Here is a 20,062-nt window from a genome sequence, read left to right on the forward strand (position 1 = left end):
CGGCCGAGGTGCGGGGTCCGGGGGTGCGGCGACGGCAGGAATCGAACGCACCTGCGAATGTGCGCATAACCCACCCGAATCCGGCGTCGACGCCGGGGGGTGGGTTAGCAATCGTCGCCCTGCGTGAGTACGGTCGCTATCGCCCCTGGTTATCCGGGGGATGTGACACTCCCGGGCCACCCGGGTGATGTTGGAATTGCACACGACGAGACGGAGGAACCGTGGCCCTTCCCCAGTTGACCGACGAGCAGCGCGCTGCTGCTCTGGAGAAGGCGGCTGCCGCCCGCAAGGCCCGGGCTGAGCTCAAGGAGCGCCTCAAGCGCGGCGGCACCGACCTCAAGCAGGTCCTGAAGGATGCCGAAGAGGACGAGATCCTCGGCAAGATGAAGGTGTCGGCTCTGCTCGAAGCCCTGCCCAAGGTCGGCAAGGTCAAGGCACAGGAGATCATGACCGAGCTGGAGATCGCTCCGACCCGTCGCCTGCGTGGCCTCGGCGATCGGCAGCGCAAGGCTCTGCTCGCTCGCTTCGACTTCGAGGCCTGAGCAATACGTGACTGCTGACGCACAACAGGTGTCAGGCGGTGCGGCCGCCGCGGGAACGACCGTGAGTGGCGACGCAGTGCGGAGGGGTCGGCTGGTAGTACTGGCCGGCCCCTCGGCCGTCGGCAAGTCCAGCGTCGTCCGGCTGCTGCGTGAGCGCATGCCCGAGGTGGTCTTCAGCGTCTCGGCGACCACGCGTGATCCGCGACCGGGCGAGGTGGACGGCCAGGACTACCACTTCGTGACGCGCGCCGAGTTCGACCGCATGATCGACGCCGGTGAACTGCTCGAGTGGGCGGACATCCACGGCGGACTGCAGCGGTCCGGCACCCCGGCCGGTCCGGTGCACCGGGCCCTCGCCGAAGGCAAGCCGGTCCTGCTCGAGGTCGACCTCGTCGGCGCTCGCTCGGTGCGGGCCGCGATGCCCGAGGCCGTGCTCACGTTCATGGCGCCGCCCAGCTGGGAGGTGCTGGTGTCCCGGCTGACCGGCCGCGGAACCGAACCGGCCGACGTCGTCGAACGCCGGCTGCAGACCGCCGAGGTCGAGTTGGCCGCACAGGACGAGTTCGACACCGTCATCGTCAACGAGGATGTCGGACGGGCGTGCGACGAGTTGGTATCCTTGTTGGTCGGACGTCAGCCGTGACCGGCGTCGTCCCCCTTTTCGGCATTCAATGTGGGACTTCCGAGTCCAGTTCAGGAGTAACCGAGTGAGCAGCACCGAAGCAGCCGTGTCCGACGTCCGTGGCACTCTGCCCGCCTACGACACCCCGCTCGGCATCACCAACCCGCCGATCGACGAGCTGCTCGAGCGCACCTCGTCGAAGTACGCGCTGGTCATCTACTCGGCCAAGCGAGCCCGTCAGATCAACGACTACTACAACCAGCTCGGTGACGGCATCCTCGAATACGTGGGCCCGCTCGTCGAGCCGGGTCTGCAGGAGAAGCCGCTGTCGATCGCGCTGCGCGAGATCCACGCCGATCTGCTCGAGCACACCGAAGGCGAGTGAGCGCCACCGCGCCCGTGTCCGAACGGGAGCCCGGGACACCGCGGCGGATCGTCGTCGGTGTCGGCGGCGGTATCGCCGCCTACAAGAGCTGTGCCCTGATCCGCAGCTTCACCGAGAGCGGACACCGGGTGCGGGTGATCCCCACCGAGGCCGCACTCCGGTTCGTCGGCCGCGCCACGTTCGAGGCACTGTCCGGCAACCCGGTCGACACCGGGGTGTTCGAGGACGTCCCGGAGGTCGCCCACGTGCGCCTCGGCCAGGAGGCCGACCTCGTGGTCATCGCCCCCGCCACCGCCGACCTCATGGCCCGGGCGGTGGCCGGGCGGGCCGACGACCTGCTCACCGCGACCCTGCTGACGGCCCGATGTCCCGTCGTGTTCGCGCCCGCGATGCACACCGAGATGTGGGAGCATCCCGCGACGGTGTCGAACGTCGCGACGTTGCGGGAACGCGGCAACATCGTGATCGAACCCGCGTCCGGCCGGCTCACCGGCAAGGACACCGGGGCGGGACGGCTGCCGGAACCGGAGGAGATCTTCGGTCTGGCGTCGCTGCTGCTCGAGCGTGCGTCCGCGTTGCCGCGGGATCTCGTCGGCCGACGTGTCGTCGTCTCGGCCGGTGGTACCCGCGAACCCCTCGACCCGGTCCGGTACCTCGGTAACCGCAGTTCCGGCAAGCAGGGGTACGCGATCGCCCGGCTGGCGGCGCAGCGCGGTGCCGACGTCACCCTGATCGCCGGCGCGACCGCCGAACTGGCCGATCCGGCCGCGGTGACCGTCGTGCACGTGCGGACGGCGCAGCAGATGCACGACGCCGTCGCGACGCATGCGGCCGGCGCGGACGCGGTGATCATGTCGGCGGCCGTCGCCGATTTCCGGCCCGCCACCGTCGCCACCGACAAGATCAAGAAGGGGGCCGGGGAACCGGACTCCATTCCGTTGATCAAAAACCCTGACATTCTCGCCGGTCTCGTGCAGGCTCGACGGGACGGCACCCTCGCGGCCGACACCGCGATCGTCGGATTCGCGGCCGAGACCGGGGATGCGTCGGGAAGTGTTCTCGACCATGCGCGCACGAAACTGGCGCGCAAGGGCTGCGATCTTCTCGTGGTCAACGCGGTCGGTGACGGCAAGGCGTTCGAGGTCGACCACAACGACGGCTGGCTTCTCGGTGCCGACGGCACCGAGACGGCCATCGAACCGGGATCGAAGTCGCTCATGGCGAGTCGCGTGCTCGACGCGGTCGTCGGACTGCTTCCTGCAGTGTCGAAGTAGCACACGAATCCTCGTGTCACTTCGTGGGACGCGTTCCTGGCACGGGTGTGGTGTGCGGTATTCAATAGAAGTAAGCAGAAACGTAATGGCGTAAGTGTCGAGAGGGAGATCTGTGAGCACGTCCGGCAAGCGGCTATTCACCAGTGAGTCCGTGACCGAGGGTCACCCGGACAAGATCTGTGATGCCATCAGTGACTCCATTCTCGATGCGATGCTCGAGGCCGATCCGCGCAGCCGGGTCGCGGTCGAGACCCTGGTGACGACCGGACAGGTGCACGTCGCGGGCGAGGTCACGACCTCCGCGTACGTCGACATCCCGAAGATCGTGCGCGACGTGGTCCTCGAGATCGGCTACGACTCGTCGGCCAAGGGTTTCGACGGCAACTCGTGTGGCGTCAACATCGCGATCGGTGCGCAGTCGCCGGAGATCGCGCAGGGCGTCGACCACTCGCACGAGGCGCGGGTCGGCGGGGTCACCGACGACGAACTCGATCGGCAGGGTGCCGGTGACCAGGGCCTGATGTTCGGGTACGCGTGCACCGACACGCCCGAGCTGATGCCGCTGCCGATCGCGCTCGCGCATCGGTTGTCGCGCCGGCTCACCGAGGTCCGCAAGACCGGGGTGCTGCCGTACCTGCGTCCCGACGGCAAGACCCAGGTCACCATCGAGTACGACGGCGACCGCCCGGTCCGCCTCGACACGGTCGTCATCTCCACGCAGCACGCCGCGGACATCGACCTGGACAATCTGCTGACCCCGGATCTGCGGGAGAAGGTGCTCGGCCACGTGCTGTCCGAGCTCGACATCGACCTGGACACCTCGGATGTGCGCCTGCTGGTCAACCCGACCGGCAAGTTCGTCCTCGGTGGCCCGATGGGCGACGCGGGTCTGACGGGCCGCAAGATCATCGTCGACACGTACGGCGGCATGGCCCGTCACGGCGGCGGCGCGTTCTCGGGCAAGGATCCGTCGAAGGTGGACCGCAGCGCCGCGTACGCGATGCGTTGGGTCGCCAAGAACGCGATCGCGGCCGGACTGGCGGACCGCATCGAGGTGCAGGTCGCGTACGCGATCGGCAAGGCCGCCCCGGTCGGCCTGTTCGTCGAGGCGTTCGGCACCGAGAAGGTCGACGTCGCCACCATCCAGAACGCGATCAGCGAGGTGTTCGATCTGCGTCCGGGTGCGATCATCCGCGACCTGGATCTGCTGCGCCCGATCTACGCGGCCACCGCCGCGTACGGCCACTTCGGCCGCACCGACGTCGATCTGCCGTGGGAGCGCACCGACCGCGCCGAGAAGCTCCGCGCGGCCGCCGGTCTGTAGCCCCGGCCCCGAGAGTCGGCCCCCTGACCGGCACCGAGAAGGCAGCGGCAGCACAGGCGCCCGTGGCGCGCGTGCTGCCGCTGCTTCCGGTTGCGCATCTCGACCGCGAGTTCGACTACCTGATCCCCGCGGACCTCGACGAGCAGGCCCGGCCCGGGGTACGGGTGCGGGTGCGGTTCTCGGGACGCCTCGTCGACGGTTTCCTGCTCGAGCGTCGGGACTCCAGCGAGCATCGCGGACGGTTGGCGTGGCTCGACCGGATCGTGTCCGCCGAACAGGTCCTCACCCCGGAGGTGCGCCGCCTGGTCGACGCCGTCGCCGACCGGTATGCCGGCACCCGCGCGGACGTGCTCCGGTTGGCGATCCCGCCGCGGCACGCCAAGGTCGAGGCCGAGACGCCCGATCCGGTTCCGCCGCCCGAACGTCCGACGGTGGACGCGGACGCGTGGGCGTCGTACGTGCACGGCGGCAACTTCGTCGACGCCCTCGCCGCCGGCCGCAGCCCGCGGGCCGTCTGGCAGGCCCTGCCCGGCGAGGACTGGTGTCTGCGCCTGGCCGAACTCGCCGGGGTGGTGGCGTCGTCCGGCCGCGGTGTCGTGCTGGTCGTCCCCGATCAGCGTGACCTCGACCGGCTCGTCGCGGCATGCGAAAACCTGCTCGGCGCACAGCATGTCGTGGGACTCGCCGCCGGGCTGGGGCCGTCCGCACGGTACCGGCGCTGGCTCGCGGCGCTGCGCGGCACCGCCCGCGTCGTCGTCGGCACCCGGGCCTCGGTGTTCGCGCCGACCCCCGACCTCGGCCTGATCGTCGTGTGGGACGACGGCGACTCGAGCCTGTCCGAGCCGCGGTCCCCGTATCCGCACGCGCGGGAGGTGGCACTGCTGCGGGCGCACACTGCCGGATGCGCCGTCGTCGTCGCCGGGCACGCCCGGACCGCGGAAGCACAGGCACTCGTCGAATCCGGGTGGGCGCACGATCTCGTCGCCGCCCGGGACACCGTCCGCGCCCGATCCCCGAAGATCACCGCGCTCGCCGACAGCGATCAGGCCCTCGCCCGCGATCCCGGGGCTCGGGCCGCCCGGCTGCCGGCGATCGCGTTCGCCGCGGCCCGGCAGGCCCTTGCCGCGGGATCGGGTGTGCTGGTGCAGGTTCCGCGCCGCGGCTACGTACCGTCGCTCGCGTGCGCCAAGTGTCGAGCCCCCGCCCGTTGCCGGCGCTGCAACGGCCCCCTCGCACTGCCCGCAGCCGCCGGACCCGACGGGGCCGGCTCCCCGACGTGCAAGTGGTGCGGCGTCGCCGACACGGGCCACCGCTGCCACGCGTGTGGCGCCCGCGCCCTGCGGGCCGTCGTCGTCGGGGCCGGCCGCACCGCCGAGGAGCTGGGACGTGCCTTCGCCGGCGTCGCCGTCCACACGTCCGGCGGATCCGACGTCAAGGCCGAGATCGAGGCGGGCCCGAAACTGGTCGTCGCGACCGTCGGCGCCGAACCGGTGATGCCCGGCGGCTACGGCGCCGCGTTGCTGCTCGACGGTTGGGCGCTGCTCGGCCGCGCCGACCTGCGTGCTGCCGAGGAGACGCTGCGCCGGTGGATGACGGCGTCGACGCTGGTCCGTTCCCACCGCGACGGCGGCCAGGTCGTGGTCGTCGCCGATTCCGGGATCCCCACCGTGCAGGCGCTGGTGCGCTGGGACCCGGTGTGGCATGCCCGCGCCCAGCTCGCCGAACGCGCCGAGGTCGGCTTCCCGCCGGCCGTGCACCTGGCCGCCGTCGACGGCACCGCGGTGTCCGTCACCGATCTGCTGGACGCGACCGTCCTGCCCGACGGCGCCGAACTGCTCGGCCCGGTACCGCTGCCGCCGGGGGAGCGGCTGCCGTTCGCGAGCGACGAACCCGAACCCGACGACGTCCAGCGGATGCTCGTCCGGGTGCCGCGCGGCGCCGGCCGCGCGCTGGCCCGGGCGCTCGCCGATGCGCAGGCCGTGCGCAGTGCGAAACGCACGCCGGGGCCGGTGCGGGTGCAGGTCGATCCGTTGCGGATCGGCTAGCCGTGCGGCCCGGGGACCTCGCCGACGGTCCCCGGTGCAGCAACGGCCCCCGCGATCCGTGTCACGGGGGCCGGCGCTGCTAGGCCCGGAGGATTCCGGGTTCGCCGTCGAGGAGGGTTCGGGGGATGTCGATGTGGCGGGCCCGGACGAACTCGCCCAGCCCCTTCGCCTGGGTGTCGAGCAGGATGTTCGTCGCGGTGCCTCGGTCGAGCCAGCCGACGACGGTCACCCCGACTGCCCGCAGGTTCGGCAGGTGCCACAGCCGCAGGGGGGTGTCGGCGGGAGCTCGGAGCAGGTCGGTGACGTGCTCCGGAGTCCACCAGCTGCACAGGAATTCGTGGGCCGCGTCCGTGCGTGCCCAGATCCCGAGGGTGGCATTGCCGCCCTTGTCGCCGGATCGGCTGCCGGCGATGCGGCCGAGCGGGGCGGAGATCATGTCGCCGCCGGCCTGTTCGGGTGAACGGGGCGGAACCGCCAGGGGCACGTCGCGGACGGTCTCGGCACGCGCCCGTTCGACCTCTCGTGTCGTGCCGCGGATGGTCACACGTTCACGGACCCGGTCGGCGGGGATCAGCGTGGGCCAGAACAGCTGGCGTTGCCGTGCTCGGGCAGGGGGAGAGGTCAGTGCCATACCGGGATAGCCGCCGAGGAGTAGTTCGACGACGACCCGGGAGAACCGGTTGACCAGGGCCTTGTCCTGGTCGGCGACGGCGACTCGTAGCAGTGCTGTCGCCTCGTCGAGTGAGCGCGGGTCCTCGGCTCCGCCGCCGATGACGTTGACCTCGACGTCGGCGAAGGTCTCTCGGCCTCGGGGGAACTCGGCCCACAACTGGTTCAGCGCGTAATCGACCTTGCGGTCCCGGTCCAGGCCGGTGACGAGCATCGTCATTTCCGTGCTCCACCCGTAGTCGGCCACTGCACCGGCCTTGAGTACGGACGGGATCTGCTCGCCGAAGGCACCCGAGACGCGGACCCGGTCGGTCCCGACCTGTTCGACGACGAGTTCGTCGAGACGGGCGATGACGTCGGGGTTCGCGTATCGGGGGCCGTCGATCTCGTAGAGCAGCTGGGCGGTCACCGTGTCGACGGTGACCATTCCCGCGGTGCCCTCGTGTTTGGTGATCACGACGGAGCCGTCCGGTTCGATCTCGGCGATCGGGAACCCGGGATGGTGGGGGTGACGGTTCTCCGTGAAGAACGCGAAGTTGCCGCCGGTGGCCTGGGCACTGCACTCGATGATGTGGCCGGCGACCACGGCGCCGGCGAGTCGGTCGAGATCGTGTGGCGTCCAGCCGTAATGTGCCGCCGCGGCCGCCACGATCGGGGAGGCGTCGCTGACGCGGCCGGTGACGACGATGTCGGCGCCGTCGCGCAGCGCCTCGACGATGCCCCAGCATCCGAGGTAGGCGTTGACGACTGTCGGAGTGAGCCCGGTGGTGGCGAACGGAGCACCGGAGTCGAGATGGGCTGCGAGCCAGCCCTGCTCCTGCCAGACGGCGAAGCGGTCGGTGATGTCGTCCCCGTCGACGACCGCGATCGTCAGGTCGAGGCCTTGGCGGTCGGCGACGGCCCGGAGTGCGTCCGCGCAGCCGTGGGGGTTCACTCCACCGGCGTTGGCGATGACGGTGATGCCGCGATCGTGACAGGTCGACAGGACGTCGCTCATCTGCTCGACGAACGATGCCGGGTATCCGGCCTCGGGGTCGCGGCCACGTTGCTTGGCCAGGATGCTCATGGTCAGTTCGGCCAGCCAGTCGCCGGTGAGGTAGTCGATCGGACCACCTTCGACCATTTCCTTCGGTCCGGTCCGGCGGTCTCCGAGGAAGCCGCTGCAGTTGGCGATGCGCAGTGTCATGATGCTCCTTGCACTTCAGGGCGCGGGTTAGAGGGCCAGGATGGCCGGGACGGTCAGGATGGCGACGTAGTAGCCCATGAACTGGACGCCGGCATGGATCTTGAGAAAGCGAGTGAGCAGGCCACCGACGAGGGCTACGGTGACCGTGACGAGCACCCCGAGTAGACCGCCTTCCCAGACGGCCACCATCAGGATCAGGCTCACGAACGCGGCGATCACGGTCTCCTGGCCGACCTTGCGCATGATGAAACTCGCGGCGGCCGCCGCGTACCGCATGGCCAGCGGGTAGACGACGATTCCTGCGAGTAGTACGCCGAGCAGACCGAAGACCAGGAATTCCCACGAACTGAGGTAGGTGTGGAGGTTGTTCACGGTCCCGCTCTCGGCGTCCACCGTGAACCGGGGTGGGGCGTTGTAGAGCGGCGCGGCCGGGCCGGCGGACATGGGGCTCAACGGGAGACCGAACGCCACCAACGGGATCAGGGTCTCCCCGAGGTAGGTCGATTCCGTGGTGCCGTTCTTCACCGCGATCGTGGAGGTGAGGCGATGATAGGCGTTCTTGGGGAACCGTTTGACCGCCTCGCCCATGAGCACGGTCATGGCGATGGGGCTGAACACGAACGTGCTCGCCGAGACCGCCGACGCGGCACCGGTCCACGCCACCTGCCGTTTGTCGAGCACCCGGAACGGGTTGGGCAGGTATCGGTGCGAACGATCGTTCGGCCGGGAGAGGTGGTAGGTCTCCTTGCCGTCCCGGCGGGAGCTTTCGCGGCCTGCCGGGGTGAGGATGTTGAACAGGTCGACCACGAGCGGTCCCACCGCGATGCCCAGGAAGTAGACGATCGTCAGTTTCGTGTCGTGCGTCTTCGTGAACGCCTGCAGTCCGAGGATCAGCAGCACGAACGGCACCAGTGCGACCACTCCACCGAGCCGGGCGGGTGAGAAATAAGCGATCACGACGGTGGCGACCAGGAAGATCCACGGTGCGGCCGTCGAGATGGCGTGGGCCAGGGGACTGAGCAGGCCGGCAACGGCAACGGACACCGGAACCGCGATCAACGCGGCGATGAATCCGCCGCTGATCGCCTTGCGCAGTGCGATGTGGGGTACACCGAGTCGACGGAGCCGGTCGGCTTCCTCGAGCAGCGGGATCGCCATCGTGTCACCGGGAATCCCGAGGAGCATGGTCGGCACGGCGTGGGTCATGTGCTTGGAGACCACTGCGGCGATGAAGAAGGCGTACACGCCCACCGGAGGCACACCGAGCAGAACCACCAGCAGGGTCAGCGGCGTGATGGTTGCGGTCTCGTCGGTACCGGACACGAGCCCCAGCAGGCCGAACACGATCGCGCCGATGACGCCCCACAACAGCCCCTGGGGAAGGTCCTGGAGGAACTGTTCAAGCATCGGGGGACTCCTTCCTCGGCGATGTCGGTCGGGTGTACTCGGCGGCCTCGGCTCGTGCGAAGGCGTCGTACAGGTCCAGTTCGCGCATCTCGTCCTGTACTTCGGTGGGCAGGTCCGCCACGCGGCCCAGCCCGCCCTCGTCCTCGGCGATCTCACGCAGGGTTTCGTCGAAGGCGCTCGACTGCCCGGCCGCCTCGGTGGTCACCACTCGTTGCGGTGGGAACAGTCGAGCGCAGATCACCGCGCAGACGATGACGGTGAACAGGCCGACGAGCAGCGAATAGGTGTCCGCCCGACTCCGGTCGTCCATGTTCGACTCCAGCAGCCATCGGGCGACGAGGAACACCACGAGGGTGGTGGGGCAGCTGATCAGCAGCGCCAGCACGAGGTTCCGCAGGGCGACCGTCTCGCCCCACACCTCCGACAGTTGCAGCGATTTGTCAGCTCTGGCCACGGCGGACCTCGGCGAGGATCTCGGCGGCGCGTTCGGCGCGGATCGCCTTCTCGGCGACCATGCGGGCGGAGACACGGTCGATTTCCTTGCCGGTGGCGCCGGCGGTGACGGCGACGTTGCGGGCGTGCAGGCCCATGTGCCCGCGCTGGACGCCTTCGGTGGCCAGCACGCGCAGCCCGGCCACGTTCTGCGCCAGTCCCACGGCGACGATGATCTCCGCGAGTTCCGTGGCGGTGGTGATGTCGAGCATCTTCACTGCCCGCTGGGCGGCGGGGTGCACCTTGGTCGCGCCGCCGACCAGGCCCACGGCCATCGGCACCTCCAGGGATGCGACCAGATTTCCGTCGGCGTCCTTCTCGAACCGGGTCAGGGCGGTGTAGCGGCCGTCGCGGACCGCGTGGGAGTGGAAGCCCGCCTCGACGGCACGGGTGTCGTTGCCGGTCGCCAGGACGACGGCGGTGATGCCGTTGGTGGCTCCCTTGTTGTGGGTCGCCGCCCGGTACGGGTCCACCACCGCCAGCGCTGCGCTGTGCACGATGTCGTCGACGATCTCGGTGCCGCCGAGTTCGTCGGCGGCGAACACGGCGCGCGCACGGGCCAGCCGCAGGTCCGCCTTGTTGCTCAGGATGCGCAGCAGCGGCCGCCCCTGCCCGATCTGCGCAGCCCGCTCGGCGATCGCCTCGGCCATGGTGTTGACGGCGTTCGCGCCCATCGCGTCCCGGACGTCGACGATCAGGTGCAGCACCACATAGGTCTGTCCGGGGGCGTCGACCAGGTGCACCTCGATGTCACGGACCCCGCCGCCCAGCTGGATCAGCATCGGGTCCTGTTCGTTCGCCGCAGCGATCAGTTCGTCGCGGGCCTCGAGGATCCGGACCCGGGCCGCGGCGGGATCGGCGACGTCGACGAGCTGGATCTGGGCTCGCATCAGTGGGGCGGTCGACGAGGTGAAGAATCCGCCCGAGGCCCGAGCGATTCGTGCCGCGTTGCTGGCGGCCGCGATGACCGACGGCTCCTCGGTCGCCATGGGCACGAGGACGTCGCGGCCGTTGATCGTGAAGTTCGCGGCGAATCCGAGCGGGATGCCGAGGACGCCGACGACGTTCTCGACCATGTGGTCGGCGGCGTCGAGGGTCAGGCCCGTCGCCGGGTCCCAGGCGGTCAGGTCCTCGGTGGACAGCGGGCTGTTCCGGACCACCGTCTCCCGTCGTTGTTCGATGGTCAGGTTCTTCAGTCCCGGGATCCGGCTGTTCACCATGTGTGCACCTGCTTCGCTTCTCGTGGGTCGGCAGAGCGCTCGGTGACACGTGAACCGTGACCTGCCGGCGCTCATAGGGCGACGGTAATGACGATCACTCCCGCAGAATATGTGTTGTCAGCACTACTTGGCCGATAATTATGTGGTGAGAGAACACCATGGTGATTCGGACAGTGCGGTGGACGCGACGGCGGCTTTGCTGGACGGACTCGTCGACGGGACCTCCGGGGTGTCCGTCGACGCCCTGCTCGATCGGGCCGGCCGCGCGGCGTCGGCGGCGGCGAGGGGGCGACTGCGGGAGTCGTATCACCGGGTGCGTGACAGAGTGGACACCCTCCGTCGTCGACACGATCAGCTGCGTGACGTGCACGAGGCGACCGGTGAACTCGTGGCGATCCGCAACGTCGACGTGGTGCTCAAGGCCATCACCAGCCGGGCCCGGCGGCTGCTGCGCTGCGACTACGTCTACCTGAGCACTCCGGATCCCGGGGACGAGGGGGCCTTTGCGATTCGCGCCTGGTCCGGCGACCTCACTCCGAGGTTCCGGGGGATCCGGGTGTCACCCGGACACGGTGTCGGAGGGATCGTGTTGCAGACCGGTGAGCCGTTCCAGGTGGACGACTACTCCGCCAGTACGGACTTCGCTCACGAGGCGGATTTCGACGCGATACTGGCGCAGCAGGGCATCACCACACTCCTCGGTGCACCCCTGACCGTCTCGGGGACCACCGTCGGGCTGCTGTTCGCCGCCCGCCGGGATCCGCGACGATTCAGTGACGACGACATCTTTCTGCTCACCTCGCTCGCTACCCATGCCGCGATCGCGCTGCAGAACGCCGAACTGGACGAAAGCGGCGAACGTGCCCGCGACGACCTCTCCCAGGCCGTGGCCGACAGCGAAGGTAAGCGGCGTGCCGCTGCCCGCGACGCCCGGATGCATGTGGAACTGAGTTCGATCGTGCTCGGCGGCGGCGGTGTCGCCGACATCCTCGATGCGGTACGTGCGGAGCTGGGATTCGCCCTGGCATACGTCGACAGGACGAGCGCGACAGGTGCGCTGACCGTGTCCGGTGAGCTCGGTCAGGTCCCCGGGACCGAGTTCCTGGACGTCCCCGGCGGTTCCACACCCAGCCCGGCATTGCGATCGATCCGCGTCGGTACGCAACGGTGGGCGATCGTGGACGTCGCGTCGGTCGGCGGCCTGCTCGGGCATCTGGTGTCGAGAGGGGCGGCCGTCCCCGACCGGGGCGTGGCCTCGATGTTGGAGCGGGCCGGTCAAGCTGTGGCGCTGAGCCAGCTGTCGACACAGGCCCTCGCCGCCGCGGACCGTCGTACCGCGGAGGAACTGGTGACCAAGATCGTGCAGTCGCCGCAGCGGATGACCGACGAGCTGGCCCGTCGGGCGCAGCGCAACGGCATCGACCGTACCGGGCCGACGATGGTCCTGGCCGACACCGCGGATCCGGTTGCCGCCCAGATCGCGGTGGAATGGACCGCCGGGAACGGTGGGCTCGCCGCAGTTCTCGACGACATCCTGGTGGTACTCGCTCCCGCGGGCCTGGTCGAGGCCACGGACCGGCTCGCTCACAAGATTCTCCAGGAGGGCGGGCCGGGCAACGTCGTCGTGGGCCGCGACTCCCGGGGACTGGCGAGTGCGCCCACCGAGTTCACCGAGTCACGGCGAGCACTGGCGCTCGCGCGGGCCCTCGGATACTCGGGGGTGCGCCTGCACGTCGAGCAGTTCGGCATCTTCTCCATGCTCTTCACCGATCCCACCCGAGCCGACCTCGAGGTGTTCGTCCGCGCGCACATCGGACCGTTGGTGGATCACGACGCTCGTCACGGAACGGATCTGGTGCCGACCGCTCTCGCGCTGCTGGAGAACAATCTCAGCCCCAAGGCTGCGGCGGTCGTTCTCGGGGTCCACCCGAACACGGTCAATCAACGCGCGGGACGGATAGATCGGCTGATCCGGCCGGATTGGCGACTGCAGCCGAGAGCGTTCGAGATCCTCGCCGCGCTCAAACTCCGAGCACTGCGGTCTCCCGGACGATGACGTCCGCTGCGTCCTGGGCGAGTGTGCGTGAGCAATCACACGCTCACGCGCATACCCTAGGGGGTATTCTGGTGGCGATGGTCCGGAAACGTGTGAGGAGAGCCGCTGTGACGAAACTGCCGCGTCATGAAGGATGGACGATCGAACGGGTCGTGCCGCTGATGGCCGGGGTGATCACGCTGCTGAGCGTGGTTCTCGCAGCCACCGTCTCGCCGTGGTGGATGCTGCTCACCGGATTCGTGGGCGTCAACCTCGTGTTCTACGCAGCGGTCGGATGGTGCCCCGCCAGCCTGATCATGGCGAAGCTCGGACTCGAGCGTGCCGCCTGCCGGGTGCCCCGCAGCACCGACGGCTCGGTCACAACCAGCGCTGCCGCTTGAAGATGAGATACAGCGTCACCGAGGTTGCGAGCATGAGACCGATCGCGACCGGATACCCGAACCGCCAGTCCAACTCCGGCATGACGTCGAAGTTCATGCCGTAGATTCCGCCGACCAGGGTGGGCGCGAACAGGATCGCGGCCCACGACGAGATCTTCTTGACCTCCTCGCTCTGGTCGAGGCTGGTGAGGGTGAGCCGGCGCATCTCCTCGTTCTGCCGCTGCGCCACCAGCGTCGCGTGCACCGACAGCGCCGTCTGCAGATGGGCGCGGGACGAGTCGACCCGCTCCACGATCCGCAGGGCGTGGTCGAGGACGTCGCGCAGGTGGCGCTGCAGTTCGAGATCGACGTGATACTTGTCCGAACCCCGGCCGAGGGCCTCGAGCATCGCGATCAGCGGGTGCGTCGCCCGCTGGAGATCGATGACCTCCCCCGACAGGTCGTAGATGCGTTTCGCGACCGCCGGATCCCCGGTGAACATCTGGTTCTCGATCTCGTCGATATCGTTCTCGAGCCCCGCCGCCACCGGAAGATAGTCGTCCACGATCTGGTCGAGCACCGCGTACAGCACCGACTCGGGCCCCAGCCGCAACAGGTCGGGATCGCGTTCGAGCCGGCGGCGCACCTGCGCCAGATCGGGGGACTCCGCGTGCCGGATCGTGACCACGAAATCCGGTCCGACGAACACGTGCACCTCACCGAACTCCACCTTCTCGACGTCGTCGAGATAGCGGGCCGGCCGCAACACCACGAACAGGGTGTCGTCGTAGCGTTCGAGCTTCGGCCGCTGGTGCGCGGCGACGGTGTCCTCCACCGCCAGGTGATGCAACCCGAATTCGGTTGCCAGCGAATCGATCTCGACAGTGTCCGGACGATACAACCCGATCCACGCCATCCCGCCGCACCGGTTCATCGTCGCGAACGTGCCTTCGAGAGACTCAGGACGCTCGACCCGCAGCCCGTCCACGTACACGGCACTGTCCACGATCGTCACGCCGGCCTCCTTCCTCGTCGCGGGCGCTCCGCACGGTCATTGGATCACGACACGGCGGGTGGGGTGGTGTGCATCAGTCGGGCCAGGACGTCGGCGAGGGTGATCAGGCCGACGAGCCTGCCGTCGGCGGCGCGGACGACGGCGATGTGACTGCGGGTATCGCGCATGGTGGCGAGCGCCTCGTAGACGGGGGTGCCGGCGTCGAGGGTGAGGATGTCGCGCATGAGGTCGCGTGCTCGGGTGCCGGTGGGGGCGTCGAGGCTGTCGCGCACGTGTACGACGCCGTCGACCCGGTCGCCGCTGCGCACCAGCAGCCGCAGGTGCCCGGCCCGATCGGAGGCGGCCCGGACGACGTCGGCGGGGGCGTCGGCGTCGACACTGCTCGGGTCGGCGTTGGGTCGGACGATGTCTCCGACGGTGAGGGTCTCGAGTTCGAGGGCGCTGGTGAGGTGGCCGTGGTAGCGCTCGTCGAGGGTGCCGACGGTGGCGGAATGTTCGACGAGGTGGCGGAGTGCTTCGGGGTCCTGGCCGGACGCCACCTGGTCGACCGGTTGTACGCCGACCGCGGCGAGGCAGCGGTTCGCGAACCGGTTGAGGGTGACGATGAGCGGCCGGGTGAGCCACATGAAGCCGCGCATCGGGAGTGCGAGCAGGGTCGCGGATTTCTCGGGGTGCGCGATGGCCCACGATTTGGGGGCCATCTCGCCGACCACGAGGTGCAGGAACGTCACGATGATCAGGGCGAGCACGAATCCGGCGACGTCGGCGAGCCACAGCGGCGCGCCCCAGCTCGAGAAGGCGGGGGTGAGCCAGTGGTGCACGGCCGGTTTCGTGACGGCGCCGAGCGCGAGGGTGCACACGGTGATGCCGAGCTGGGAGCCGGCGAGCAGCACCGACAGTTCGGAGGCGCTGCGCAGTGCGGCGCGGGCCGAGCGGCTCGTCGGGGCCGCGTCCTCGAGCCGGTGCCGGCGGGCGGCGATGAGTGCGAACTCGACGGCGACGAAGAAGGCGCTCGCCGCGACGAGTGCGGCGGTGACGGCGAGGACGATCCACGGGTTACTCATCGGCGGCGTTCTTCCGGTCGGTGTGGACGGTCACGGACAGCAATGCCGGGACGTGCTTGGCGACGGCCCGGACCTCGACGTGCAGTGTCTTCGGGGGTGCGGGTGTGTCGGCGACGAGGTCGGCCGGGGCAGCCGGTAGCGGGACGGTGACGGTGTCGCCGACCCGGGGCAGGCCGCCGAACTCGGCGATCACCAGACCGGCGAACGTTTCGTAGTCGTCGTCTTCGGGGAGTTCCTCGTCGAGGGCGCGGGCGACCTCGTCGATGTGGGCGCCGCCGGGGATCAGCCAGCCGCCGTCGACGGCGACGATCGTGGAGGCGTCGTGGTCGGGATCGTGTTCGTCGGCGATCTCACCGACGAGTTCCTCGGCCATGTCCTCGACGGTCACGACGCCGGCGAACCCGCCGTATTCGTCGATGACCAGCGCCATCTCGTCCTTCGCGGCGGTGATCTGGGCGAGGACGTCGGGCAGGGGCAGGGTGCTGGGCACGATCACGGCCGGCCGGGCCCGGTCGGCGGCGGTGCCGGTCGGGTCGGTGCCGAGGAGGTCGTGCAGGTGCACGACGCCGCGCAGGTCGTCGCTGCTGGAACCGACGACGGGGTAGCGGGTGTGCCCGGTCCCCATCCGGGACAGCACGTCGCGGATCGGGTCGTCGCTGTGGACGACGTCGACGTGGGCGCGGGGGATCATGGCGTGTTCGGCGGTGCGGGTGGGGAAGTCGAGGATCCGGTCGAGCAGTGTCGACAGCTCACGCGGGAGTTCCCCGGTGTCGCGGGACTCGGCGACGATGTGCTCGAGGTCGCGTGGGGTCGCCGAGTGTTCGACGTCGTGGACCGGTTCGATCTTCAGGGCGCGCAGCAGCAGGTTCGACGAGTGGTCGAACAGCCGGATCAGCCAGCCGAACAGTTTCAGGTACACGGTCGTGGACAGGGCGAGGCGGCGGGCGACGGGTTCGGGGCGGGCGATCGCGAGGTTCTTGGGGAACAGTTCGCCGAACACCATCTGCACGATCGTGGAGAACAGGATCGCGAGGAGCGCGCCGACGGCGAGACCGATACCGCTGGGCACACCGACGCCGCCGAGTAGATCGCTCAGGCCGCGCCCGATGAGGGGTTCGGCCACGTAGCCGACGAGCAGGCCGGTGACGGTGATGCCGAGTTGGGCGCCGGAGAGCATGAACGACGTGCGCCGGGTGACGGTCAGGGCGCGGGCCGCGGCGGCGTCACCGGCTCGGGCGCGGGCCTCGAGTCGGGACCGGCTCACGGCCATGTAGGCGAATTCCTGGGCGACGAAGTAGCCGGTCAGGGCGGTGATCGCCAGCACGACGGCGATGCCGGCGACGATGCCGAGCACGGTCAGCACGAGGTCACCCCCGGAGTGGGAGCAGTGGGGGTGACGTTACGGGCGGGGACGGGTCTTCGAGGTGGGCGTCGCATGGCCCTCTTTCTGTGTCGACGACGAACAGGTCTCGAAAAGTAGACGAATGCGACACCGTTCGGGTTCCGGGGTGGCACGAGCCGCGCCACGCCCCGACGGTAACGGGGCGAGCCGTGCCGCAGCGACTAGCGTGGCCGGAAAGGTGTCGGGAGGTGCGCGCATGACCGGAACGATGCGGGTGGTGCTGGTTGCGGTGGCCGCCGTACTGCTGGGTGTCGTCGGCCTGCCGGCCGACGCCGCGACGCTGTCCGCGGACCCCGGGACGTACGTCGTCCCGTCCGTTCCGGGACCGGTGCAGGGCAGTCACGCCGACGCGCTGCGGTATGCGCGGGCACATCCGGGTTCGGTGCCCGCCGGTGTCAACGACGCCGGCTGCCGGCCCGGGCCGGAGCATCCGCACCCGGTCGTTCTCGTGCACGGCAGCGACTCCGACGCCTACTCCGACTGGGCAGCCCTCGCCCCGATGCTCGTCGCCCGCGGATTCTGTGTGTTCGCACCGAACTACGGCGCCGACGGCACCCCCGGCACGTACGCCCGCGGCGACATGGTGGCCAGTGCCCGCCAGCTCGCGGACATGGTGCGTACGGTGCGCGAGTCGACGGGGGCCGCGGCCGTGGACCTGGTCGGGTACTCGCAGGGGGCGACCGTCGCCCGGTACTTCGTCAACCGTCTCGGCGGTGCGGACGTCGTCGACCGGTGGGTGGGGATCGCGTCTCCCACCTACGGCGGCACGATGTTCGGGCTGGTGCCGCTGCTGCGGTTGCTGCCGCAGCCGGAGCGGATCGCAGCCTGGTTGACGTCGGAGGCGATCGGCCAGCAGATGCAGGGGTCGACGCTGCTCGCGGAGCTCAACACGCCCGGTGACACGGTGCCGGGCGTCGAGTACACGACGATCGGGTCGCGGGTCGACGAGATGATCCAGCCGGCGTCGAACATCGCGTTGCGTGACGCCGGTGCGACGAATCTGGTGGTGCAGGATCTGTGCCCGCAGAATCTGGGCGGGCACTTCGCGATGGTGTACGACCCGTTCGTTCTCGCCCTCACGACGAGGGCGCTGGATCCGTCGGCGCCGTCGCCGCAGTGCGTGCCGGTGCCGCTCGGTTCCGGAATCCCGGAGATGGTGGTGGCGAGCCACTCCTGAGACCGTCCGGTCTGCCGGTTAGGGTTCCGGTCCATGAACGCCTTCGCGAGAGCGACCGCCCCCGTACGCGCCTACGGTCGTCGCCTGCATCCCGTGGGACTGGCGTTCGCGCTCGTGTTCTTCACGTGGTCGATCAGTCCGTCGCTGCTGCCGCGCGCGTGGTATCTGCAGGGACTCGCGACCGGTATCTCCGTCGCGCTCGGATACGGAGTCGGATGCCTCGTCGCCTGGATCGTGCGGGGGTGCGGCGTGCAGCCGGCGTGGTCGTCGCGCACCCGCAGGATCGGCCGGTGGCTGCTCGGTGTCGCCGCCGTGATCCTGGTCCCGGTGTACCTGGGCCTCGGTGCGGTGTGGCAGAACTACGTGCGCGACCTCGTCGGCGTCGAACGTAGTCACGCCGCGAACGTGCTGTTGGTGGCGCTGATCGCGCTCGTCGTGTGGTTCGTGCTGCTCGAGGCCGGACGCGGGATCCGGGTGGGCACCCGCAAGGCGTCCGATCTGGCCCGGCGGGTGGTGCCGCGGCCCGCCGCGAACGTCGCGGGCCTGATCGTCGCGGTCGTCGTCGCGGTCCTGATCGTCAACGGTGCGCTCTACCAGGGCCTGATCGCATTCGCGAACTGGAGTTTCTCGGGGGCCGACACCGCGACCGCGGAGGGTGTCGAGCAGCCCACCGTGCCCGAGCGCAGTGGGTCGCCCGCGTCGGCGCAGGCGTGGGACACCCTCGGGCAGGAGGGCCGCACGTTCGTCGGCCTCGGCCCCGGTGCCGCCGACATCACCGCCGTCACCGGACGTCCGGCGATCGAACCGATCCGCGTGTACGCGGGCCGCGAGTCGGCCGAGTCGGTCGCCGCGGTCGCGGACCTCGTCGTCGCGGAACTGGATCGCACGAAGGCGTGGGAGCGGAACGTTCTCGCCGTCAACACCACCACGGGTCGCGGCTGGGTCAACCAGAGTGTGGCGTCGTCGCTCGAGTACCTCGAGGGTGGTGACACCGCGATCGCGTCGATGCAGTATTCGTTCCTGCCCAGCCCGCTCGCGTTCATCGCCGACCGGGAGACCCCGCAGGTGGCCGGTCGGGCCCTGTTCAACGCGGTGTTCGCGCGCTGGATCGACCTGCCCGTCTCGACGCGCCCGAAACTCGTGGTGTTCGGGGAGAGCCTCGGCGCCTACGGCGGTCAGAACGCGTTCGCCGGTTACCAGGACATGGCGACCCGCGTCGACGGAGGGCTGTGGGTGGGCACCCCGAACTTCACACCGCAGTGGCAGGAGGTCACCGCGGACCGGGAACCGGGTTCACCGGAGATCCTGCCGATCGTCGATGCCGGGAAGGCGGTGCGGTTCGCGTCCGACCCGGAGGACCTCGACCTCGACACCGAGTGGGGGCCGCGCCGGATCGTGTACTGGCAGCACGCGTCCGACCCGATCGTGTGGTGGTCGCCGTCGCTGCTGCTGAACAAGCCGGACTGGCTGAGCGAGCCCCGCGGCCGGGACGTCGACCCCAACATGACGTGGATACCGCTGGTGACGTTCTGGCAGGTCACCCTCGACATGATCTTCTCGGCCGACGTTCCCGCCGGACACGGGCACTCGTACGGTGCCGAAGCCGCGGGAATGTGGGCGCGGATCCTGCAACCGGACGGCTGGACCGACGCGGACACCGCCCGCGTCGAGGCGGCCCTGACCGGGGGAGGCGGGGATTCGGCGGAGGCTCCGTAGAATCCTGGGGTGAACCTTCTTCCGGCGCCGCCGGGACTCGACGATCCGGGAGCTGCCCTCGTGCTTTCTGTGACCCCCCACCAGCCTCTGCCGTCCGCATGTGCGGA

At 69.7% G+C, this 20,062-nt stretch carries 17 protein-coding genes; 10 read left to right on the top strand and 7 right to left on the bottom strand.

What is annotated here, in order from left to right; all coding sequences use genetic code 11:
- The first annotated feature begins 221 nt into the window (after nt 1-221).
- From mihF to Q5696_RS09710, 6 genes are all read left to right on the top strand, one after another.
- Nucleotides 222-542 (top strand): integration host factor, actinobacterial type, encoded by a 321-nt coding sequence (mihF, locus tag Q5696_RS09685; RefSeq protein WP_007535578.1) that lies wholly within the window; start codon nt 222-224, stop codon nt 540-542.
- Between the two features lie 61 nt (nt 543-603).
- Complete coding sequence (gene gmk, locus Q5696_RS09690) at nt 604-1,185, top strand: guanylate kinase (protein WP_305094918.1); 582 nt, start codon at nt 604-606, stop codon at nt 1,183-1,185.
- Nucleotides 1,186-1,270: 85 nt separating this feature from the next.
- Entirely contained in the window at nt 1,271-1,549 is a 279-nt protein-coding gene (gene rpoZ, locus Q5696_RS09695; protein WP_305095213.1) for a DNA-directed RNA polymerase subunit omega, read from the top strand.
- Nucleotides 1,546-2,823 carry a bifunctional phosphopantothenoylcysteine decarboxylase/phosphopantothenate--cysteine ligase CoaBC gene (coaBC, locus tag Q5696_RS09700; RefSeq protein WP_305094919.1) on the top strand — a complete coding sequence of 426 codons (1,278 nt, stop codon included), beginning with the start codon at nt 1,546-1,548 and terminating at the stop codon, nt 2,821-2,823. Before rpoZ ends, coaBC begins: the two co-directional genes overlap by 4 nt.
- 112 nt (nt 2,824-2,935) lie before the next feature.
- Nucleotides 2,936-4,147: a methionine adenosyltransferase gene (gene metK, locus Q5696_RS09705; protein ID WP_305094921.1), complete on the top strand. Its 1,212-nt coding sequence runs from the start codon at nt 2,936-2,938 to the stop codon at nt 4,145-4,147.
- Between the two features lie 23 nt (nt 4,148-4,170).
- On the top strand, nt 4,171-6,192 hold the full coding sequence (locus Q5696_RS09710) for a primosomal protein N' (protein WP_370654913.1): 2,022 nt from the start codon (nt 4,171-4,173) through the stop codon (nt 6,190-6,192).
- A 79-nt stretch (nt 6,193-6,271) separates the two neighbouring features.
- Here the strand turns inward: Q5696_RS09710 and Q5696_RS09715 are convergent, their stop codons facing one another.
- Genes Q5696_RS09715 through Q5696_RS09730 form a run of 4 tightly spaced genes read right to left on the bottom strand, consistent with a single transcriptional unit; the run spans nt 6,272 to nt 11,241 of the window.
- The gene (locus tag Q5696_RS09715) at nt 6,272-8,047 is read right to left on the bottom strand and encodes an acyclic terpene utilization AtuA family protein (RefSeq protein ID WP_305094923.1); all 1,776 of its coding nucleotides are present in this window, start codon (nt 8,045-8,047) and stop codon (nt 6,272-6,274) included.
- Nucleotides 8,048-8,074: 27 nt separating this feature from the next.
- Entirely contained in the window at nt 8,075-9,454 is a 1,380-nt protein-coding gene (locus Q5696_RS09720) for a tripartite tricarboxylate transporter permease (RefSeq protein ID WP_305094924.1), read from the bottom strand.
- Nucleotides 9,447-9,908 (bottom strand): hypothetical protein, encoded by a 462-nt coding sequence (locus Q5696_RS09725; protein ID WP_305094925.1) that lies wholly within the window; start codon nt 9,906-9,908, stop codon nt 9,447-9,449. The genes Q5696_RS09720 and Q5696_RS09725 overlap by 8 nt, the downstream gene beginning before the upstream one ends.
- A complete protein-coding gene (locus tag Q5696_RS09730; RefSeq protein ID WP_305094926.1) occupies nt 9,895-11,241 on the bottom strand; it encodes a hydroxymethylglutaryl-CoA reductase, degradative in 1,347 nt (448 codons plus the stop codon). Before Q5696_RS09730 ends, Q5696_RS09725 begins: the two co-directional genes overlap by 14 nt.
- 70 nt (nt 11,242-11,311) lie before the next feature.
- Here Q5696_RS09730 and Q5696_RS09735 point away from each other — a divergent pair, with 70 nt between their 5' ends.
- Both Q5696_RS09735 and Q5696_RS09740 read left to right on the top strand, forming a co-directional pair.
- The gene (locus Q5696_RS09735) at nt 11,312-13,222 is read left to right on the top strand and encodes a helix-turn-helix domain-containing protein (protein ID WP_305094927.1); all 1,911 of its coding nucleotides are present in this window, start codon (nt 11,312-11,314) and stop codon (nt 13,220-13,222) included.
- A 107-nt stretch (nt 13,223-13,329) separates the two neighbouring features.
- A complete protein-coding gene (locus Q5696_RS09740; protein ID WP_305094928.1) occupies nt 13,330-13,602 on the top strand; it encodes a YgaP family membrane protein in 273 nt (90 codons plus the stop codon).
- On the opposite strand, the gene Q5696_RS09745 is transcribed toward Q5696_RS09740, so the two are convergent.
- Genes Q5696_RS09745 through Q5696_RS09755 form a run of 3 tightly spaced genes read right to left on the bottom strand, consistent with a single transcriptional unit; the run spans nt 13,580 to nt 17,023 of the window.
- The gene (locus Q5696_RS09745) at nt 13,580-14,596 is read right to left on the bottom strand and encodes a magnesium and cobalt transport protein CorA (protein ID WP_305094929.1); all 1,017 of its coding nucleotides are present in this window, start codon (nt 14,594-14,596) and stop codon (nt 13,580-13,582) included. The genes Q5696_RS09740 and Q5696_RS09745 overlap by 23 nt on opposite strands.
- A 44-nt stretch (nt 14,597-14,640) precedes the next feature.
- Nucleotides 14,641-15,660: a hemolysin family protein gene (locus Q5696_RS09750; protein WP_305094930.1), complete on the bottom strand. Its 1,020-nt coding sequence runs from the start codon at nt 15,658-15,660 to the stop codon at nt 14,641-14,643.
- Nucleotides 15,653-17,023, bottom strand: coding sequence for a hemolysin family protein (locus Q5696_RS09755; protein WP_305094931.1), 1,371 nt, complete (start codon nt 17,021-17,023; stop codon nt 15,653-15,655). The genes Q5696_RS09750 and Q5696_RS09755 overlap by 8 nt, the downstream gene beginning before the upstream one ends.
- 235 nt (nt 17,024-17,258) lie before the next feature.
- On the opposite strand from Q5696_RS09755, the gene Q5696_RS09760 reads away from it, so the two are divergent.
- Together Q5696_RS09760 and Q5696_RS09765 are read left to right on the top strand one after the other, a co-directional pair.
- Nucleotides 17,259-18,239 (top strand): esterase/lipase family protein, encoded by a 981-nt coding sequence (locus tag Q5696_RS09760; protein ID WP_305094932.1) that lies wholly within the window; start codon nt 17,259-17,261, stop codon nt 18,237-18,239.
- 33 nt (nt 18,240-18,272) lie between these two features.
- Nucleotides 18,273-19,955: an alpha/beta hydrolase gene (locus tag Q5696_RS09765; RefSeq protein WP_305094933.1), complete on the top strand. Its 1,683-nt coding sequence runs from the start codon at nt 18,273-18,275 to the stop codon at nt 19,953-19,955.
- Nucleotides 19,956-20,062 lie beyond the last annotated feature (107 nt).

The sequence above is a fragment of the Prescottella sp. R16 genome, assembly GCF_030656875.1.
Classification (GTDB): domain Bacteria; phylum Actinomycetota; class Actinomycetes; order Mycobacteriales; family Mycobacteriaceae; genus Prescottella.

Coding starts and splice junctions, on each gene's coding strand:
- Q5696_RS09765 (WP_305094933.1), top strand. CDS start 18,273: ATGAACGCCTTCGCGAGAGCGACCGCCCCCGTACGCGCCTACGGTCGT.
- Q5696_RS09730 (WP_305094926.1), bottom strand. CDS start 11,241: ATGAGCGCCGGCAGGTCACGGTTCACGTGTCACCGAGCGCTCTGCCGA.
- Q5696_RS09715 (WP_305094923.1), bottom strand. CDS start 8,047: ATGACACTGCGCATCGCCAACTGCAGCGGCTTCCTCGGAGACCGCCGG.
- Q5696_RS09760 (WP_305094932.1), top strand. CDS start 17,259: ATGACCGGAACGATGCGGGTGGTGCTGGTTGCGGTGGCCGCCGTACTG.
- Q5696_RS09750 (WP_305094930.1), bottom strand. CDS start 15,660: ATGAGTAACCCGTGGATCGTCCTCGCCGTCACCGCCGCACTCGTCGCG.
- Q5696_RS09720 (WP_305094924.1), bottom strand. CDS start 9,454: ATGCTTGAACAGTTCCTCCAGGACCTTCCCCAGGGGCTGTTGTGGGGC.